We start from the raw sequence: 211 nt of genomic DNA, 5'->3' as shown, positions 1-211 counted from the left end.
GCGGAGTGCTTAATGCGTTAACTTCAGCACTAAAGGGCGGAAACCCTCTAACACTTAGCACTCATCGTTTACGGCGTGGACTACCAGGGTATCTAATCCTGTTTGCTCCCCCCGCTTTCGCGCCTCAGTGTCAGTTACAGACCAGAAAGTCGCCTTCGCCACTGGTGTTCCTCCATATCTCTACGCATTTCACCGCTACACATGGAATTCC

The 211-nt window shown here is 51.7% G+C and carries 1 rRNA gene; it reads right to left on the bottom strand.

What is annotated here, in order from left to right:
- A 16S ribosomal RNA gene (locus MR107_RS31250) occupies window positions 1–211 on the bottom strand; the annotation flags it as partial.

The sequence above is a fragment of the Bacillus cereus group sp. BfR-BA-01441 genome (assembly GCF_022663075.1).
Taxonomy (GTDB): domain Bacteria; phylum Bacillota; class Bacilli; order Bacillales; family Bacillaceae_G; genus Bacillus_A; species Bacillus_A cereus.
This window is presented reverse-complemented; position numbering and strand designations above follow the sequence as displayed.